Origin of the sequence: Bacillus sp. NP247 (assembly GCF_018966865.1) — a bacterium.
Taxonomy (GTDB): Bacteria; Bacillota; Bacilli; order Bacillales; family Bacillaceae_G; genus Bacillus_A.
On the sequence record NZ_CP076653.1, the window covers coordinates 1,986,988 to 2,002,617 of the forward strand.

14 protein-coding genes and 1 pseudogene are annotated in these 15,630 nt (G+C 35.1%); 7 read left to right on the top strand and 8 right to left on the bottom strand.

All coding sequences use genetic code 11. From position 1 onward, the window contains the following. The first annotated feature begins 51 nt into the window (after window positions 1–51). Window positions 52–972 carry a Nif3-like dinuclear metal center hexameric protein gene (locus KPL75_RS10485; protein ID WP_219920615.1) on the top strand — a complete coding sequence of 307 codons (921 nt, stop codon included), beginning with the start codon at window positions 52–54 and terminating at the stop codon, window positions 970–972. 357 nt (window positions 973–1,329) lie between these two features. Here the strand turns inward: KPL75_RS10485 and KPL75_RS10490 are convergent, their stop codons facing one another. After that, window positions 1,330–1,482, bottom strand: a complete 153-nt coding sequence (locus tag KPL75_RS10490; protein ID WP_219920616.1) for a hypothetical protein — start codon at window positions 1,480–1,482, stop codon at window positions 1,330–1,332. A gap of 367 nt (window positions 1,483–1,849) precedes the next feature. On the opposite strand from KPL75_RS10490, the gene KPL75_RS27410 reads away from it, so the two are divergent. Further along, complete coding sequence (locus KPL75_RS27410; protein WP_375141025.1) at window positions 1,850–2,872, top strand: collagen-like protein; 1,023 nt, start codon at window positions 1,850–1,852, stop codon at window positions 2,870–2,872. 138 nt (window positions 2,873–3,010) lie between these two features. Here the strand turns inward: KPL75_RS27410 and KPL75_RS10500 are convergent, their stop codons facing one another. Both KPL75_RS10500 and KPL75_RS10505 read right to left on the bottom strand, forming a co-directional pair. Then, the gene (locus KPL75_RS10500; RefSeq protein WP_219920618.1) at window positions 3,011–4,228 is read right to left on the bottom strand and encodes an ATP-binding protein; all 1,218 of its coding nucleotides are present in this window, start codon (window positions 4,226–4,228) and stop codon (window positions 3,011–3,013) included. 25 nt (window positions 4,229–4,253) lie between these two features. Further along, window positions 4,254–5,483, bottom strand: a complete 1,230-nt coding sequence (locus tag KPL75_RS10505) for an ATP-binding protein (RefSeq protein ID WP_219920619.1) — start codon at window positions 5,481–5,483, stop codon at window positions 4,254–4,256. Window positions 5,484–5,655: 172 nt separating this feature from the next. Here KPL75_RS10505 and KPL75_RS10510 point away from each other — a divergent pair, with 172 nt between their 5' ends. Further along, on the top strand, window positions 5,656–7,683 hold the full coding sequence (locus KPL75_RS10510) for a catalase (protein ID WP_219920620.1): 2,028 nt from the start codon (window positions 5,656–5,658) through the stop codon (window positions 7,681–7,683). A 21-nt stretch (window positions 7,684–7,704) separates the two neighbouring features. Next, window positions 7,705–8,514, top strand: coding sequence for an alpha/beta fold hydrolase (locus KPL75_RS10515; protein WP_219920621.1), 810 nt, complete (start codon window positions 7,705–7,707; stop codon window positions 8,512–8,514). Window positions 8,515–8,563: 49 nt separating this feature from the next. Here the strand turns inward: KPL75_RS10515 and KPL75_RS10520 are convergent. Together KPL75_RS10520 and KPL75_RS10525 are read right to left on the bottom strand one after the other, a co-directional pair. Beyond that, a pseudogene (locus KPL75_RS10520) lies at window positions 8,564–8,896 on the bottom strand (hypothetical protein); the annotation flags it as partial. 290 nt (window positions 8,897–9,186) lie between these two features. Next, window positions 9,187–11,253 carry an LTA synthase family protein gene (locus tag KPL75_RS10525; protein ID WP_219920622.1) on the bottom strand — a complete coding sequence of 689 codons (2,067 nt, stop codon included), beginning with the start codon at window positions 11,251–11,253 and terminating at the stop codon, window positions 9,187–9,189. A 290-nt stretch (window positions 11,254–11,543) separates the two neighbouring features. On the opposite strand from KPL75_RS10525, the gene KPL75_RS10530 reads away from it, so the two are divergent. Beyond that, window positions 11,544–12,797 (top strand): glycosyltransferase family 39 protein, encoded by a 1,254-nt coding sequence (locus KPL75_RS10530; RefSeq protein ID WP_219920623.1) that lies wholly within the window; start codon window positions 11,544–11,546, stop codon window positions 12,795–12,797. A 38-nt stretch (window positions 12,798–12,835) separates the two neighbouring features. On the opposite strand, the gene KPL75_RS10535 is transcribed toward KPL75_RS10530, so the two are convergent. Then, window positions 12,836–13,486, bottom strand: coding sequence for a YwbE family protein (locus KPL75_RS10535; protein ID WP_219920624.1), 651 nt, complete (start codon window positions 13,484–13,486; stop codon window positions 12,836–12,838). A 145-nt stretch (window positions 13,487–13,631) separates the two neighbouring features. Between KPL75_RS10535 and KPL75_RS10540 the strand changes: the two genes are divergently transcribed. Continuing rightward, window positions 13,632–13,883, top strand: a complete 252-nt coding sequence (locus KPL75_RS10540) for a hypothetical protein (RefSeq protein ID WP_219920625.1) — start codon at window positions 13,632–13,634, stop codon at window positions 13,881–13,883. 77 nt (window positions 13,884–13,960) lie between these two features. Here the strand turns inward: KPL75_RS10540 and KPL75_RS10545 are convergent, their stop codons facing one another. Together KPL75_RS10545 and KPL75_RS10550 are read right to left on the bottom strand one after the other, a co-directional pair. Further along, a complete protein-coding gene (locus KPL75_RS10545) occupies window positions 13,961–14,191 on the bottom strand; it encodes a hypothetical protein (protein ID WP_219920626.1) in 231 nt (76 codons plus the stop codon). A gap of 11 nt (window positions 14,192–14,202) precedes the next feature. Then, window positions 14,203–14,499 (bottom strand): DUF3986 family protein, encoded by a 297-nt coding sequence (locus KPL75_RS10550; protein ID WP_105585942.1) that lies wholly within the window; start codon window positions 14,497–14,499, stop codon window positions 14,203–14,205. A 121-nt stretch (window positions 14,500–14,620) separates the two neighbouring features. On the opposite strand from KPL75_RS10550, the gene KPL75_RS10555 reads away from it, so the two are divergent. Continuing rightward, window positions 14,621–15,628: an ABC transporter substrate-binding protein gene (locus tag KPL75_RS10555; RefSeq protein WP_219920627.1), complete on the top strand. Its 1,008-nt coding sequence runs from the start codon at window positions 14,621–14,623 to the stop codon at window positions 15,626–15,628. The last annotated feature ends 2 nt before the right edge of the window (window positions 15,629–15,630 follow it).

A 15,630-nucleotide genomic window follows, 5' to 3' on the forward strand; every position in this document is an offset into this window, starting at 1 on the left:
ACAGAAAATTGAGACTAATATTAAAATGGCAATGATAAAGGAGGAATTACAATGCCAGCCTTAAAAGAAATAGAGCACTCGTTAAATCATTTATTCCAAATCGAAAAATATGGAAAGGATAGTGCCTTTAGTCGCTTCATTCCAGCTGCATATGATTCGACTCAGTTCCCATGGCAACAATTTTTCGAAGCAAATTTTGTGGAGCTATTTAACGGTCTTATGATACGAGGTGCTGAAAATGTAAACACAGTATTTTTAGCCGTCTTCCCAACAGATGATGTTCTTGAAAAATTTATTGTACAATCCATACCAGGCGATTTACTCTTTATGCACCATCCACTTGTGATGGAATGCGGTGATCCGCTCGGAAAATCAGGGCAGGGCTTTATTCCAATTCCACAAAAATATTTGCATGCAATGAAAGAGAAACAACTTTCTATATATACATGTCACGTTCCAATGGATTTTCATCAAACATATGGAACTAGCATCTCAATTGCAAAAGCATTAAACGCTAATGTAATTGACGGATTTGCTTACGGTGGCCCAGAAAACGAGCCAGTCGGTCTCATTTGTGAAATAGATGAAACATCAACAGAAAAACTTCAAAAACATCTAAAAAAACTCTTCAACATTCCGTATACAGACTTCGAAGGTAAACAACATGATTCCATCAAGAAAATTGCAATTATCGCTGGATGTGGCGATGTCGTATCTTTAATGAAAGAAGCAGAAGAAAAAGGGGCTGAAGCATATATTGCAGGAGAAATCCATTGTCACATTGATAATGATTACGGAAGACATAAGTACTCGCTCATTATGGATTACGTTACAAAAACAAATATGTCACTCATCGGTGTATCACACTCTGCCTCTGAATATTTAGTGAAAGAGACATTGATGTCTGATTGGTTTAAAGAGAATTTTGATGTGAATATTACTTTGTTGCCGCAGGAAAAATGGTGGGTATAATTTTTAAAGAGGTATCTTACTTTAGCTACCTCTCTTTACTACAATTAAAATTTCATACGTCACTTAAAAAACATGATCAGCCCCTTCAAATCCTTTCCTTCTCTTTGCTCTATAATGCAAAATAAAATTTTGCCCCATCCTTTTTTGCACATTAAAAGTCATATATTGAGTCGCCTATGTATATTGTTTCTTCGTCATCTATGTTCAATTGTTTTATTAAACACTAGATTTCTAAAAATGAAGCTCTCATCCGAATAGTGCCCAACATAAATATCCTTAAAATTCATCTTATAACCTATATATAAACAACAACCGAACCAAAATGGACAACTTACAATATATATATATTAGTTCGATTTAAAAAATATAAAAAGGAGAATAAACAACTATGTATCGACACAATTGCTTTAGTTGTGACGGTAGACGCAACAACGGGTCCATTGGCGGAACAGGGGCTACTGGCATTACTGGACCTACTGGACCTACTGGCATCACTGGTGCTATTGGCATTACTGGACCCACTGGTGCGGGCTTACAGGGTACCACTACATTTAGCCTAGCTAATGCACCTACCTATAAAGCTGGACAAGTTGTTACCTATACAGGTAGTGGTTACGTAGCACAAAAAGATGCACCTCAAGGATTTCCACATGTATCTCCAGATTATATAGTATTAGTCGAAGGCGGACCTACTGGCATCACTGGATCTACCGGCATTACTGGGACTACCGGCATCACTGGATCTACCGGAAGTACTGGGACTACCGGCATCACCGGACCTACTGGCATCACTGGATCCACTGGCATTACTGGACCTACTGGAATCACTGGATCTACCGGCATCACTGGACCTACTGGAAACACCGGGACTACCGGCATCACTGGATCCACTGGCATTACTGGATCTACCGGCATCACTGGACCTACCGGCATCACTGGACCTACTGGCATCACTGGGACTACCGGCATCACTGGGTCTGCCGGCATCACTGGACCTACCGGCATCACTGGATCTACCGGCATCACTGGACCTACTGGAAACACCGGGACTACCGGCATCACCGGACCTACTGGCATCACTGGATCCACTGGCATCACTGGACCTACCGGCATCACTGGACCTACCGGCATCACTGGACCTACTGGAAACACCGGGACTACCGGGATTACTGGAAATACTGGATCTACCGGGAGCACTGGACCTACTGGAAATACTGGACCTACCGGAATCACTGGATCTACCGGGAGCACTGGAAATACTGGACCTACCGGAATCACTGGATCTACCGGGAGCACTGGACCTACTGGAAATACTGGACCTACCGGCATCACTGGATCTACCGGGAGCACTGGACCTACTGGAAATACTGGACCTACTGGAAACACCGGGACTACCGGCATCACTGGACCTGCTGGTAGCAGTTCAGCAAAAAGCATCCTTTTCCAAGGAACTAACGCTGAGTTTCAACGTATAGCAGGTGCTCCAGCAGTTGATTCCAATATTATTCCTTATGTAGTTGCTGGATCCGGAAATATAGCTGGCTTTTCTGCATCTATAAATGTAAATAATTTGCCTATCGAAGTTTATACAATTCAACTCTGCACTAATGTCCCAACAAATCTTTCTGCCCCTACGTCTAATCACGTTATATCTACTATTACTTTTACCACTACGGCTAAAATCACTGGAACAATCACATTTACTATTACCCCTTCAGACGTTGGAGCACAGTTAGTTCAAGTGTACGATCCTACCCCTTTACCAGGACCTGCCACTGTTACTTGGACTAGTACAACAACTGGAAATCCTGTTTCAAGAGGAGATGCATTATGCCTATATATTAACCCCGGGATTACTGACAGTGCTGTATACTCCGTTTTTTTAATTACCTCTATTTAAGACTAAACTTTAATCAGTAGGGGATTCCTTCCCTACTGATTATTAGTTAAATCAATCCGACCTTAACACTGGATAAATCAATAAAAAAAACATCACTTTTGATTAAGTGATGTTTTCTCTTTATCTCTTGCACCATAATTAAATCGGCAACATAATCTCAACAGTCGTTCCAACTCCAACTTCACTTTCAAAGTTCAATTTACCATGGTGATCTTTAATAATTTTTTCCGTAACTACTAATCCTAAGCCTGTTCCAGTTTCTTTCGTTGTGTAAAAAGCTTCATTTAGCTTCGGAATTTTATCTTTTGGAATGCCGCATCCCTCATCTATAATTTGAATAATGATCACATCTTCCACTATAACTTTTACAGTAATAGTTCCGCCAACTGACATTGCTTCAATCGCATTTTTTATTAAATTAAAAAATACTTGTTTCAATCGTTTTTCATCACATGTAATTGAAGGTAAATCTTTACTATAAATAGCATGCATTTTTATCCCTTGTTCTAAAGCCGGCTTTTCCATAACCCTGATAACATAAGAGATGATTTCTTTAATATTATGAGTTTCGGATTCTATCGATTTAGATTTCTCAAACCCATTTAGTTCTGTAGCAATTGTATGAATCCGCTCTATTTCCTGTCTCATAATTTCACTATAAATCTTATCTTCTGGATGTTTTTTCGCTTGCTTATTCACAAGCTTTTTCAATTTTTCTAACGGTCTTCTAATCTTATCACCAATTACTGTTGCCATTTTTCCGACCATCGCTAATTTTTCTACCTTTTGTATTTCTTTGTCCATCATTTCAAGTGTACGAACGTAAGATTGGAATCTTAAAAATATAATCCAACATATAATAACAAACACGCTATATAATGCTATTGGGATTAAGACAATAAAGGATTGAACAACGAATCCCATAAGTGCATATTTTCCAACAATAGTTCCAGCAACTAACCAAAAATACCTCTTATTCACAAATATCGGTGCAAATAAAATAAAGAATCCTTCTACTATATTCCCGCCATCAAATTCCGCATCACTTCCGTAATAAATAGTGAAGTTATTAATAAAATCCAATATATTATAGCCAATTAAAATAATATACTTCACAATATAAGGCTTTTTCCGTTTTATAAAATAAAGTCCTATAAAGAATAATCCAATCATCAAACTATATAGCCATAGACCTAATCCTTCTCCAAAAACATCTGCTAGTTTTTGATTTTTATCTGATAAAAGGATACTAGCTTTTTCAGTAAAATCATACGCAAAAAATATAACGAAGAATAAGCTTAAAAATATTTTTAATGCCTTTATCTCTTCTTTTTCAAATATATTGCCTTTTTCCATATGATAACTCCTTTAACAACACCTCTTAATCTTGTGTCACATTGCGCTCACATTTTTTTGGGAGCAATATTTCTACTCTCGTTCCTTTCTTTATTTCACTAGAAATGTGTAATTCTCCAAGATGATCTGTCATAATTCGCTCTGCTACCGTAAGGCCTAATCCAATTCTATCTTGCTTTGTTGTATAAAAAGCATCCTTAACTCTTCTTAAATTATCCTTTTTTATCCCTAAACCACTATCTACTATACTTACTATTACGTAATCTCTTTTTTTATTTTCAACTTGTATTTTTAATGTTCCGCCATGTTCCATTGCCTCTAAAGCATTTTTTATAACATATAAAAATACTCCTTTTAATTTGCGTTTATCACATTCAATTTCACTTCTATTTTGCTCTTCATTAAAGGTGAAATTTATATTTAACTCGTCCATTTTTTCGCGCATGTTTTCTACCGCTTGTACTAAAATATCACTTACAATGTGTTTTTCATAAACAGAAGGTTTACATGTAGCAACCTCCATCAACTCACTAATCATATTATTCATATTTTCTATTTCAAGAATCATTTGTCCATATGTTGCATCTTTTTCGTGTTTCTCTTTTTGTAATTGCGTAAACCCTTTTAATGAAGCAAGTGGGTTTTTAATTTCATGTCCGACTGTTGCTGCCATTTTTCCGATAACTGCCAAATTTTGTGACTGACTTGCCTCTGCAATACGTTCCTTTACTGCTGAAAGATATTGTAAAAATCGATTTAAAATAATAAATGACACGAAAAGTAACACCATATTTATAACAAGAGGTATAAACAAGTTAAGTTCTCCAAATACAAATAGGTATATCATATATTTCCCTATAAGAAATGGCACTAAGATAAATAAATATCTTTTACTCAAAAATATCGGTACGAAGAAAATGAAAATATATTCAATTACATTACCTTCATCAAATGCTATTGTATTATGAAAAGCATACCATCCAATATTAAAAATCTCTGCGATCATGTATGCAAATAAATATGTATATTTAACTAAATATACTTTTCCTCTCTCAAATAGGTAAACACTAATACCTAATATAGCCATAATATATGCAAGCTTCCATATCAATTTATGCCAATTTCCTAAAGGCATTGTATCTTCTAATATGATCGCGTATGCAACCTCGTATACAATTAAAATAACATGCATTACCCATAAGAAAATCTTAGCGTTTTTCTTTTCTTCTTTAGCTGATAGAAAACTCTCTCCCACTTCAACACCCCTTCAAAAGAATACCATTTATTATAATAAATGATTTTCATAGACAAACAAAGATAAATTGAACAAATGAGGAAAATCAATCCATAGATAATATACTTCTTCAGACCATATGTAAGCATAAAAATCATGAACAATAATACGTATAATATGGGAGGTGCTTTATATGGACGGCCGTGAAAATAAAAAAATAGAACAGTTACAATCCTTTACAAAAGACAATGAAGGAAAAGAGATGACAACAAATACAGGTGTCAAAATTTCAAATGATGAAAACTCTTTAACCGCCGGCGATCGTGGCCCTACACTTTTAGAAGATTTCCTTATGCGAGAAAAACTCGCTCATTTTGACCGCGAACGAATTCCTGAAAGAGTCGTGCACGCCCGCGGTTACGGGGCACATGGTGTTTTTGAACTATACGAATCTTTAGAAGACTTAACAATGGCTCATTTTTTACAAGACCCATCTAAAAAGACACCTATTTTTATTCGTTTTTCTGAAGTTGCTGGATCAAAAGGTGCCAATGAAACGAACCGAGACGTACGAGGATTCGCTGTTAAGTTTTATACAGAGGAAGGAAATTTCGATTTAGTGGGTAATAACATTCCGATTTTCTTCATTCAAGATGGTATTAAATTTCCAGATCTTATTCATGCTCTTAAACCAGAGCCACATAATGAGATTCCCCAAGGACAAACAGCACATGATACTTTTTGGGACTTTATCGCCAATAATCAAGAATCAGCTGCGATGATGATGTGGATTATGTCGGATCGTACAATTCCGAGAAGTTTTCGGATGATGCAAGGGTTCGGCGTTCATACATTCCGCTTAGTTAATAAACACGGAAAGTCGCGATTCGTAAAATTCCACTGGAAGCCTAAGCTTGGCGTTCACTCGTTAATTTGGGATGAAGCTCAAAAACTAGGCGGTGCTGATCCGGATTACCATCGCCGTGATTTATGGGAAAATATTAATGCTGAAAACTACCCTGAGTACGAACTTGGCGTTCAAATTTTAGAAGAAGAGGACGAATTTAAATACGATTTTGATATATTAGATGCAACGAAAATTTGGCCAGAAGAAGACTTCCCTGTTAAAATCATCGGAAAAATGACGTTAAATCGGAACGTTGATAACGTATTTACGGAAACAGAACAAGTAGCACTGCACCCTGGAAGTATCGTCCGTGGTATCGATTTTACAAATGATCCTCTCTTACAAGGTAGGCTCTTTTCTTATACAGATACGCAATTAGCCCGCGTCGGCACAAACTATCAAGAGTTACCGATTAACCGCCCGGTATGTCCTTTTCATAACAACCAAAGAGATGGTGCGTCTAAATATATAATTGATAAAGGAAAAGTCGCTTACCATAATAACTCTTTAGCAAATAACTCTCCCTTTACTGTACCTGGTACGAAAGGTGGTTTCGTTACATACCCTTCTACTGTTTCTGGACATAAAACAAGAGAAACAGCCGCTAGTTTTAAAGACCATTTCTCACAAGCCCGTTTATTTTGGAATAGTATGAGCCACGTTGAAAAAATCCATATTACGCAGGCCTTCTCCTTTGAATTAGGAAAAGTAAAAAGTAAATCAGTTCGCCAACAAGTCGTAGGTATGATTGGTCATATAAGCACAGAATTAGCTACTTTAGTAGCTGAAGCAGTTGGGGCAACAGTACCAAATGTTCAAGAATCAAATGTTACAAAATCCTCACCCGCACTAAGTATGGCAAATACAACATTCAGCCCAAATACATTACGAGTAGGAGTCATTGTCGCCAACGGATATGACAGTCAAAACTCACAATATATTATAAATCAATTCAAACAAGCCGGCCTTCAGCCAGTTATTATTTCCGAACGATTAGGTTTTGTGCAAGGCTCTCAAAATGGACAGTGGGATGTAAATGATACTTTCTTAACAGGATCACCACTTCTTTACGATGGGCTACTTCTTATTGGCGGAAATATTAATGATCATTTTCTTAACAAGGCAAGTTCATTTGTCGTAGAATCGTATAATCACTTTAAGCCAATTGGCGCTTTCCAAAATGGAACTACTATTATTCAATCATTAAACATCGAAGGAAAACCTGGCGTTATAACAGAACAAAACCCTACCTTACTTGCGAATGAATTTATTCAGGCAATGACAAAACAGCGATTTTGGGAAAGAGCCTATTAAAATGCATGAGGAGGATACATCATGTTCGTTACAGTTGAAAAAGATGTACATATTTTTGTTGAGGATATTAACCCAGGCCCTGGAAGTAAACCTGTCTTCTTCGTTCATGGCTGGCCTTTAAATCATCAAATGTACCAATATCAATTTAATATTTTACCACAACATGGTTTCCGCTGCATCGCCATGGATATACGAGGAAACGGACAGTCTGATAAACCATGGACTGGTTACACTTATGATCGTTTAGCTGATGATATCGCAATTGTATTAGAAGCACTTCAAATAGAAAATGCTACGTTAGTTGGTTTCTCAGTCGGAGGTGCCCTTTCTATTCGATACATGTCACGATATAACGGTCGCCGTATTTCTAAACTTGCATTAATTGATGCCGTCTCCCCCTCTTTCGTAAAAAACCAAAAATCTCCTTACGGCGTACCAAAAGAGCAAGCAGATGCTCTGATTAATCAAATGTATACAAATCTTCCTAAATTTCTTAATGACGTATCTTTATCATTTTTTAATAGGAACTTAGGAGCCGCCACGTTAGAATGGTTTTCTTATCTCGGTATGCAGTCTGCTTCTTATGCCCTCATCAAAATTTTGCAAGCCGCTGCAAACGAAGACGTAACGAAGGACTTAAGTAAAATTAACGTCCCAACAAAAATATTCCATGGTGTTCACGATCAACTCATTCCTTATAAAAGCGCTGAGCTAACAAAAAAACGAATTAAAAACTCTGAAATATACCCTCTTACAAATAGCGGTCACGGCTCTCCAATCGATCAAGCGGATGAATTAAATAAGGAACTAATAAAATTTTTAAATTCATAGTTCCTTTACAATAAAAAAAGAATTTGCCCTTACGGCAAATTCTTTTTTCTTAATTACCTTTTTCTATCGATTTAGAAGACACCGGAATGAACAATGCTTTATCTATTTCCTTCTTGTCCTGTCTTTGTTCATACGGCTCTTTCTTTGTCTTTTTATACATAGAATATAGACTGCTACCGTGCTCTTTCTTTATCCCTTTGATCATCATATGTAAAACAAATATAGAAACAGTAAAGAATAGTAGTGGTGCAATGACAATCCATGGTGCTGCTAAAAATTCGTTTTTGTATAGACCAATTAAACCCGCCCATTCATTCGTAAGTGAGAATGGTTTCCCAGTATCATAATCTACGCCTCGTCCCTCAATTAAAATCCCTAAAAACTTTTCAATATCACACAGCTTTATTGTAACTGTTTTTTCTGAATCTTTAATATGCATCTAAATAAAAAAACTCTTAGCAATCTTAAAGAGTTTTTTTACGCATTAAACAAATTATCCAATTATATACTAGATGAAAAATTCACACACTTCTCACAAATCAATTATTAAAACGACTCTATTTTAATTTATACTAAATGTACAAGTAATACTCCCTAAACCTAGCTTGTCTGGTTATCCCGTTAAATACTATGAAAAAAGAACTTGTATCGTATACAAGTTCTTTTTTTCGCTTATTTAAATAATATATCCTTACTATATTGCTTTCCGACGAGTAAGTCATATTGAATAAACTCATATTGCTTTAACATTTCTTTTTGTTTCGCTGTTAAACTTTTTATTGCTTCTCCGTCTTTTCCTATCTTCAATTCGTCACGAAGTACGGGAATTTCTTCATATAACTTCGATAAAAATTGATAGAATGGTGCCTTATTTAATCCAGCATAATCAAGGACAAGATTTGAAAAATAAATTGGACTTACTAAGCCTAAATTGTCATTTGGAATATCAAAATTTGCATACATTAATAACGGCGTTTGTGCCATCGCTAATCGTTCACTTGGCGTTTTTTCATTTGTTATATAACCAGTCTCTTTATAAAGAGATTTATTTATTCCTAACGACGGGAGATGATCGCCAAAGAATACTAGTAATGTAGGTCTATCTAAATTATCTAGTTGCTCTATTAAATATTGCAGAGCTTCATCTGAACGTCTTAACCCTTCTGTATAAGTCTCTAATTCAGCTTTTAATTCTTCATTTTCTAATCCACTAATCTCTATTTGATTTTCGCCAAATCTTCCTTCTGTAAATGGAAAATGATTTTGCATTGTAACCGCATGAATAAAAGTAGGTTTCTTTTGCTTCTCTAATTCAGATATTATCTCTTTACTCATAGATAAATCGCTAATATAATCTCCATCAACTTCTACATTTTCCATCGTATCTTGTGCATTAAACTTATCAAACCCTAACACTTTATATACATCATCCCGTTTAAAGAATGAGCGCCCGAACGAATGAATTGCACTTGTATAATACCCTTCTTTTTTCAAAGCTCGAGGAATTGATGGAATTTCTTTCTTATTTGTAACAACTTGCTGATACGGTATAGAGCCTGGTTTTAACAAACTCATTGAATAACTCGTTAATACCTCAAATTCAACGTTCGCAGTATTTCCTCCAAATGAAGGAGAGATAGTTTGTCCACCAGGAAAACTTTCTATATAATGATGCAAATTAGGTAAAGGATCTTCACTAAAGGACAGGTTCGTTAACTTCGTTGGATCCCAAAACGATTCACTCATTACAAAAATAATATTCGGTTTCTCTTTTTGCTTCTGCGCCCCTATATTGCTACTATATTGTTTCTTTATATCGTTTGCTATTTGAAGCATATTTTCTTTTGAATAATCTTTCGGCTTTTCAATGACTGTCGTATCTAAATTACTTATAAACCCTAATACAAAACCATTTGAAGCATAATTTTCATTTTGATCCCACAAAACGAACTCTATACCCGACTTTTGAAACAATTTATTCATAAACGTATTCGTAAAATTACCATACACATATAAAACAACAACAGATCCTACTATAAATAGAACTCGTACGCCTACATGAACTTTTACATTTTGAATATATTTCCTTATATACACACCCATCCAAATACAGGCAACAATACTTACAATAACGAGAAGAATATAACCCCAACTAAAATAATCCATTACCATCGGTATAACAGATTGCATATGTCCAATCTGTGTAAAATCAGAAGGATATAGAGGGTCTCCTCTAAAAACAATTTTGAAGTGATTTACAATAGCCAAAATGATTAGCAAAATGCTTGTCAAAATAGTACTCAAAAAAACTTTTCCAAGTACATTGTACACCAAGACATATACCGCATAAATTACAATTAAGCTAAATATAAACTGTGCATTATAGTTGTAAATCCAATTCATTGTATTGACGATGTCCATATTATTTTGCATAAAAATAAAAAGAAAAGTAATCGCATGAGCTACTAAAAAAGTTCTAACATAAATCCTAATGATCGGTTTAAATTTATTAACTATACCTTTATTTAAATACGCAACATACAGTAGTACAATCCAAATCAAAATTGTCATTACACTTAAAACAACCTTTTGATTTAACATATCTTTCATCGTACCTAAACTAAAATATCTTAAAATCAAGAAAAGTGTGGGTACAACATATAAAGTTACTACACCACTTAAAATCACTGAAATTAATATACTTCTTCTTGGCTGATGAAATGAAAAATTATCCCTCAATTCATTCCCTCTTTTCTGTTTATTAATTTCACCCCGCACCGTAAAAATACTCCTATAAAAATAACATATAACGTGTATTTCGTCTTCCTAATTGCTTTTACTATAAATATATTTTCTTAATTATCCCTTAACCATCAGTAAAATTTTGGATTTCAAACTATGGAGTATTGAAAAATCAAATTACTACGCTCCACTTTATGATATAATAACTATGTTTTGGAAAACCTTAATACTATTAGGAATTTTTCATAAAAATACGAAAGAATTAATAAAAAAGGAGATGCTCATTTTTGCTAAATAAGTTTAAAAGTTTACCTAAAGCGGTATATGCAATTTTGGCGCTTTCTTTCCTGTTGCACGTTTTTTGTCTAGTAAAACAGCCAGGATTAGATGGAGAGTTAGTCAAAGTAACATATGGTGCAAATGATGCGTTTAACTATTCGTTAACAGCTGAACAATTATTAAAACATGGTGTATTTGGCTATGTTTATTTAGAACCTAGTGAAGTTCCTGGAAAAAATGCTTATATCACACCAGGTCAACCACTATTATTAGCTGGTGCTATGATTATTTCTGATGTTACATCACTTCCGTACTATTACGTAGCAACTGTCATTAATATGATACTGAACCTCGGCACAGTGTTATTAGTATTCTTAATAGGAAAAGAGTTATTTGAAAAGAATATTTATGGAATTGTCGCAAGTATTTTATATGCTATTTATCCAAGTAACTATACATACTTCCGTACATTACTAACAGAAGTTCCTTCAATATTCTTATTATCGTTAAGCGTGTACGTATTTGTTCTTGCATGGAAATACAATAAAACAAAATTCCATATATGGTTTGGAATTGTTGTTGCTATTTTACTTATGTTCCGTCCAAACCCAGCTCCAATGATGCTTATTCCTGTTCTTGTCGTCTTGTTCACATATGGATTTAAAGACTCCATTCGAATTGGATTATTATGGCTCATTGGTCCGTTCCTTATTATCGGGGCATGGGTTGTTCGTAACTATTTAGCATTCAATCAATTTATCTTATTCTCAACACAAGGTGCAGACCCATTAATTGCCGGTGCAGATCCGTTTAACAAAATTGGCTATGAAAATGTAGTTAATCAAATGAAAGCCCAGGGCTTAGATGATAAAGAGGCATACGCAAAAGATTTAATCAAAAATGGATTTAAAACGGACTTCACATATTGGTTCTCTTGGTTCACTGTCGGTAAAACAATTGAATTATTCAAAACAGCTCCTGCTGTAGACCAATACCGTATTCATAACTTTATACAAATGTGTCATAGAGTCTTTATCATTGGTACATTCTTGAGCAGTTTCTGCTTCATGCTAAATTCATTTAAACATAAACGCGTTATGATGCTAGTAGCAAGTTCTGTTATTTACATCATCTTCTCAAACTTATTCTTAGCAATTAATCGCTACGGATTTTTCATTAACCCTCTTATGTGCTTAATTCTTGCATATGGGTTAGTTTACACTGTGCAGAAGCTTCCATTTTTCCGCACTAGCCAAGCATAATAAAAAAGAGGTCGTCCAAAGATGGACGACCTCCTTTTTTATCCAACACTTTGAACACGACCAATTTGTCCATCTTGTAATCGAACTTTAATTCCGTACGTATGTGTTTCCGTGTTTGTTAAAATATCTTTCACAACACCGCTCACAGTTTTACTATAATCTTTATCTAATTGGATAACTACATGGGAACCGACCGAAATTTGTGACCTTGTCGGCTTCCCACCCGTTGCTTGTGTTGTTTTTTCTTTTTTCTGTGTTCTCTCTTGTTGTGCAGACTGTTGTTTTTGTTGCTCTTGTACACGTCTTTGTTCTTCTTGCTTACGTTTTTCTTCTTCTACTCTTTGTTGTTCTTCTTGCCTACGCTTTTCTTCTTCTGCTTTTTGCTGCTCTTCTTGCTTACGCTTTTCTTCTTCTGCTTTTTGCTGCTCTTCTTGCTTACGTTTTTCTTCCTCTACTCTTTGTTGCTCTTCTTGCTTACGCTTTTCTTCCTCTGCTTTTTGCTGCTCTTCTTGTTTACGCTTTTCTTCCTCTGCTTTTTGCTGCTCTTCTTGCTTACGTTTTTCTTCAACTTTCTTCTCATCTATTTTCTGTTCTTCCGCCAATTTCAGCTTGTCCTCTTCATCTTTACACGCTGTTAAAGCAACTACGCATAAGCCTGTAAGTAAAAATAATAATAATTTCTTTAACATTAAAAAATCCTCCTATATATACATTACAAATAATGACCTTTAATAGAATAGCAAATATGTATGAACTCCCTTGTCGTAATTTGTCGTATACATTGGAATTTTCATGGAAAGCTACATGCTATAATTTGAAAAAGGAGGTGTCGATATGAATACACATATACTCTCATTTCCAAAAAAACTGTTCCTCATTACTTATTTCATACTATTTATTCCATTCTTCATTCGCATTATTTCTCACAAACCGTTAGCACTTGGATTGCTTTCTCATCCTCTTATCCTCTTTTCTTTTTTAGCGATTACTATTTTAAATTATAAAAAGAAACAAATAATCTTTACTATAATTTTTGCAAGCACGGTTTTACTTGTCGGCACGAGTTTTGGAAAACTATTATTATAGAAAAGAACCTGTCATATGACAGGTTCTTTTCGTTATTTATTATGAACAGGAAAATGATGAAATGATTAGCATGTTTACTATATAAGAGGAAGCATCCATATTTTCCATATGATACTTACGATTACTATAAGTACAAAATCAAACAAATCTAATTTCGGACCCTTTTTCATAGTCATATCTAGCCACATATGAATCCATTTCATTCCTTTATATTTATGAATATTTTTCTTTGCAAATCGGTAAATGAGCACTTGCATGATGAAAGTTCCGGCTAAGCAAATACATAATAAGATGAGAAACCCGACCACAAAATTCCTCCCTATTTTTGCAGCGTTTTTTCTACTATATGGTTCCTCAAAACCCACTCTTCAAACTGAGCACTTCCAAATTCCCAGCTCAAATCACGAGCATGTACAGAAAAAACATAATAACCGGCATATTCGTCCATAAACATTCCTGCCTCTACACCATCTTTCTGAATACCGTATGCTCCGAAATTAAAATACACATCCCATACGTCTTCATGCTTCCTCTTATAAGCAATCGATTCCATATCACATTCAGTTCCGAAATAATCAAGATGTAAATGTACACTATCATCGTATTCATAATCCATTTTATCACCCCTTATATTTGTACTTCTTTATTACCCAAAAAATTCCTCCTATATTACACTCACATATGGGCACTTACCTACATATCATGCTTGTAGATTGACTTCTAGGAGGTGTCATATAGTGAAAAAATTAATAACCGTTTTTTGCATCATGTTACTAGCTGTTTTCACGCTCGCAGCTTGTGGTAGCACAAAAGAAGTTAAAAAAGAACAAACTCAAAACATTCGCATTGGCGAAGTTACCCATTCTCTCTTCTATGCCCCGTTATATGTTGGAATTGAAAAAGGATTTTTTAAAGATGAAGGTTTAAATATTGATTTACAAACAACAGCTGGCGGAGATAAAACGATGACCGCCCTTTTATCTGGCGGAATTGATATTGCGCTCGTTGGTTCAGAAACGTCTATTTATGTTCATCAACAAGGAGCAAAAGATCCTGTCATTAATTTTGCGCAGCTTACACAAACAGATGGCACATTTTTAGTTTCCCGTAAAAAATTAGATTCTTTTAATTGGAATGACGTAAAAGGTGTTACGTTTTTAGGGCAGCGTAAAGGTGGTATGCCACAAATGGTTGGTGAATACGTTTTAAAGAAAAATGGCATTGATCCTCGCAAAGATACAAACTTAATTCAAAATATCGAGTTTGCTAATATTGCAAATGCCTTTGCATCTGGTACAGGAGAATTTGTACAGCTCTTTGAACCGACTGCAAGTATACTTGAAAAAGAAGGAAAAGGTTATATCGTCGCGTCTTTTGGAGCTGAATCTGGCACTGTTCCGTATACAACGTTTATGGCAAAAGAAAGTTTCTTAAAGAAAGATAAAGCTGCTGCAGAAAAATTCACGCGCGCACTATATAAAGCGCAGCAATGGGTTGATACACATAGTCCAGACGAGATTGCCGATGCCGTTTCACCACTATTTAAAGACACTTCAAAAGACATTTCAGTAAAAGTAATTGAGCGCTACAAAAAACAACATTCATATGCGACAAATCCATTATTAGATGATGCAGAATGGAAACAGCTCCAAACGATTATGAAAGAAGCTGGTGAATTACAAAAAGAAGTTCCACATGAAGCGCTCGTCAATACAAAAATTGCCGAAAGCGTTATCAAGAAATAGAG

Coding starts and splice junctions, on each gene's coding strand:
- KPL75_RS10485 (WP_219920615.1), top strand. CDS start 52: ATGCCAGCCTTAAAAGAAATAGAGCACTCGTTAAATCATTTATTCCAA.
- KPL75_RS10490 (WP_219920616.1), bottom strand. CDS start 1,482: ATGCCAATAGCACCAGTGATGCCAGTAGGTCCAGTAGGTCCAGTAATG.
- KPL75_RS10500 (WP_219920618.1), bottom strand. CDS start 4,228: ATGGAAAAAGGCAATATATTTGAAAAAGAAGAGATAAAGGCATTAAAA.
- KPL75_RS10510 (WP_219920620.1), top strand. CDS start 5,656: ATGGACGGCCGTGAAAATAAAAAAATAGAACAGTTACAATCCTTTACA.
- KPL75_RS10515 (WP_219920621.1), top strand. CDS start 7,705: ATGTTCGTTACAGTTGAAAAAGATGTACATATTTTTGTTGAGGATATT.
- KPL75_RS10535 (WP_219920624.1), bottom strand. CDS start 13,486: ATGTTAAAGAAATTATTATTATTTTTACTTACAGGCTTATGCGTAGTT.
- KPL75_RS10540 (WP_219920625.1), top strand. CDS start 13,632: ATGAATACACATATACTCTCATTTCCAAAAAAACTGTTCCTCATTACT.
- KPL75_RS10550 (WP_105585942.1), bottom strand. CDS start 14,499: ATGGATTATGAATACGATGATAGTGTACATTTACATCTTGATTATTTC.